At 75.2% G+C, this 3,323-nt stretch carries 4 protein-coding genes; 2 read left to right on the top strand and 2 right to left on the bottom strand.

Features of this window, described 5'->3' with window-relative positions:
* A partial coding sequence (locus AC51EU_RS28840) for an ABC transporter permease (RefSeq protein WP_496270035.1) occupies positions 1-595 on the top strand: 595 nt, incomplete at its 5' end.
* Between the two features lie 65 nt (positions 596-660).
* A complete protein-coding gene (locus tag AC51EU_RS28835; RefSeq protein ID WP_496270034.1) occupies positions 661-1,641 on the top strand; it encodes an ABC transporter substrate-binding protein in 981 nt (326 codons plus the stop codon).
* Here AC51EU_RS28835 and AC51EU_RS28830 read toward each other — a convergent pair.
* A complete protein-coding gene (locus tag AC51EU_RS28830; RefSeq protein ID WP_496270033.1) occupies positions 1,581-2,534 on the bottom strand; it encodes an SDR family NAD(P)-dependent oxidoreductase in 954 nt (317 codons plus the stop codon). The genes AC51EU_RS28835 and AC51EU_RS28830 overlap by 61 nt on opposite strands.
* 35 nt (positions 2,535-2,569) lie before the next feature.
* The coding region (locus AC51EU_RS28825) for a phthiocerol/phthiodiolone dimycocerosyl transferase family protein (RefSeq protein ID WP_496270032.1) at positions 2,570-3,323 on the bottom strand (754 nt) is incomplete at its 5' end.

Raw genomic sequence — 3,323 nt, 5'->3', positions numbered from 1 at the left:
CACCGCGGCCACGGCGGCGCGTCTGCTGCCCGGGTACGCGCTGGGCGCGAGTGCCGGTGCCCTGGCCGGTTTCGTGATGGGGGTCTCGCGGACGGTCAACGCGGCGCTGGGGCCCCTGTTCTCGGCGCTGTACGCGGTCCCGAAGATCGCGACGCTTCCGCTGCTCCTGCTGATCTTCGGGCTCAACGAGACGCCGAAGATCCTGTCCGTCGCCGTCACCGTCTTCTTCGTCCTCCAGATCAACACCCTGGCCGGGGTCCGGCAGATCGACCCGCGGCTGCTGGAGTCCGCCCGCTCCTACGGTGCTTCGGGGCTGCGCATGCTGCGGTTCGTGCTGCTGCCGGGGGCGCTGCCGGGCATCCTGGCGGGGCTGCGGACGGCGGCGGGGCTGGGGGTGGTGGTCGTGGTGGCGGTCGAGTTCGTGGCGTCCGAGAGCGGGCTCGGCTATCTGATCTGGAACTCGTGGACGCTGTTCCAGCCCGACCGGATGTATGTGGGCCTGGCCGCGGTCGCGGCGCTCGGGTCCCTGTTCTCCGGTGCGGTGTCCCTCGCCGGGAGATGGGCGATGCCGTGGCTGCGGGCCGCCGGACGCTGAGCGCGGCGGACACGGTGTGTCCCTCCCGGCCCCACCCCCGTGCCGTCTGCCGAAAGGACCGTGCCGTGCGCCCGTACAGCCGTCGTCTCGTCCGTCTCGCGCTGGCCGCCGTGCTCGCGCTGCTCGCCGCCTGCCGGGGCGGTCCGGGCAGGGCGGGGGCGGACGGCACGGTCACGGTGCGGGTCGCGCACGTTCCGGCGGTGGCGTTCGCGCCGCTGTATCTCGCCGAGGCCAAGGGGTACTTCGCGCGGCGGGGCCTCACCGTCGTCCTGCAGAAGGTGAAGACCGGGCAGGACGCGGTGCCGCTGGCGGCCGCCGGCCGGGTGGACGCGGTCGTCGCGGGTTTCTCCGCCGGGCTGTTCAACGCGGCGGCCGGGGGCCTCGCGGTGAAGGTGGCCGCGTCGATGGGCTCCGCCACCGGGGAGCGCCCCTACGCCACCGCGGTGGAGGTCGCGCGGCGGCTGCTGGACGCCGGGCGGGTCAGGCGGCCGGCCGACCTGAAGGGGCGCACGATCGCGGTGGCGGGCGGCGCGGGCGCGGCGGGCGGCTACCAGCTGGCGGCCGCGCTCCGCCCCTCGGGGCTGACGCTCAGGGACGTCCACATCGTCAACGTCGACTTCGCCGACATGCGGTCCGCCCTCGTCAACGGCGCGGCGGACGCGGCGGTGCCGACGTCCCCGTTCACCACCGTCGTGGAGCGGACCGGGGTGGCCGCACCGGTCGCGGTGCCGCCCAAGGGCACCACCGCGGCCGGTGTGGTGTTCGGCGCCGCCTTCGCGCGCGGCCCGGCGGCGGAGAAGTTCCTCACCGCGTTGCGCGCGGCCGCCGCCGACCTGCGGAGGGACGGGACGCACACGCCGGAGACGGTCCGGGTGCTGGCCGACGCGACCGACCAGACACCCGAGGACCTGCGCGGCGCCCCGTCCTACTCCTGGGACGCGCGGCTCACGCCCGACACCGCCCAGTTGACGGCGCAGCAGCGTGCCTACCGCGACGCCGGGCTGCTCACCGGGACCCCGGTGCCGGTCGCCGCGCTGCTGCGCTGACCGCGGGGGTTGCGGGCGAGCGGGACGAGGACGCGGTCGAGGGCCGCGTCCGGCAGCAGGCGGGAGAGGACGGCGGCCGAGCGGGCGTCGGGGCCGACGCAGTAGCGGGGGCGGGGCCGCGCGGTGGTCAGCACCCGGTGGATGCCGCGCGCGTAGTCCGCCGGCTGGGTGCGGCTGGCGTGGGCGCGCTGCTCGTTGCGCTGGAGCAGGCGCTCGAACGCCGGACGGTAGAGGTCGGCGAGGTCGGCGGGCACCTGGTCGAGGACGCCGTCGCCGACCGAGCGGACCTTGGTCCAGATCGGCGTGTTGACCGCGCCGGGCTGGACGACGCTGACGCTGACGCCCTGCGGCTTCAGTTCCCGGCGGAGGGCGTCGCTGAGCCCCTCCTTGGCGAACTGCCCGGTGGCGTACGCGCCGAGGAACGGCGCGGCTATCTTGCCGAGGCCGGAGCTGACGTTGATGATCCGTCCGCCGGCCCGGCGCAGCAGCGGCAGGAACGCCTGGGCCGTGGCGAGCGCGCCGACGACGTTGATGTCGAGCTGGCGGCGCAGTTCGGCCGGCGGGACGCATTCGAGGGGGGCCGAGACGCAGGTGCCGGCGTTGTTGACCAGTCCCCACAGTCCGGCGTCGCCCACCGCCTCGGCGACCTCGGTGGCCGCGGCGGCGATCGATTCCTCGTCGGTGATGTCGAGGCGGACCGGCAGCAGGCGGGTGGAGGTGGCGTCGGCGAGCAGCTTCTCGCCGGCCTCGGCGCTGCGGACGCCCGCGAAGACGCGGAAGCCGGTGCGCTCCAGGTGGAGGGCGCAGGCGCGGCCGAGGCCGGAGGAGGCGCCGGTGATGACGACGGCGCGGCCGTTCGGGGACAGGGACGGTGCGGAGTACGGGGTCGGCACGGGGGTTTCTCCTTGAGGGTTGTGTGGTGCGGTGGTCAGGGGTGGTGCGTGAGGTGTGCGGGCGGGGTGTCCGGGGCCTTGGCGGCCGCGGGGGCGCCCGGGTCGGTGGTGTGCTGGTCCGGTGGTGCGGCGGTCTCCTCGTCGGCGAGGGCCGTGAGGAGGGTCCGGACGGCGGTGTCGGCGATGCCGTGCGCCCGGGGGGTGCTCACCGCGTCCTCGACGTAACCGAAGTTCCAGGCGAGTCGGCCGTGGCAGGTGAGGGCGGTGGCGACGAGGAGCCCGGTCACCGAGATGCCCGCGACGAACTGGGTGCCGCTGATGTTCCAGGGGCCCATGCGGTCGGGGAAGTCGTGGTGGCCGAGGTTGGACAGGCAGAGGTTGATCGGCCCGTCCTCGTCCATGAACCGCATGAACGGTTCGCTGTCCCCCATGCCTTGGGGACCCGAGACGCGCAGCAGGTTGACCATGGCCAGGTGGTCCTCGCGGGCGCGGCGGCGGACGAGGTCGCGGGAGACGGAGCTGGCCATGGGCCACAGGGAACCTCCGGGACGGTAGGGGACGTAGCTGGGCACCGTGGCCGCGTAGGTGCCGGCGTCCTCGGGGGACACCGGGGGCTCCAGCGCGGCACGGAAGTCGATGGGGCTGCCGAGCGAGAAGTGGGCGGGCCCGGTGGTGTCCGCGTCCCGGGCGACGGCGGTGACCAGGGCGGCGGCGAGGGCGCCGTGGACGGTGGTGCCGTGGCGCTTGCACGCCCGCTGCAAGGCGGCGACCCGGTCGGCGGTGAGCGTG

This window comes from Candidatus Streptomyces philanthi (assembly GCF_059553635.1).
Note: the sequence above shows the minus strand (reverse complement) of the source record. Positions and strands in the feature narration are given on the sequence as shown.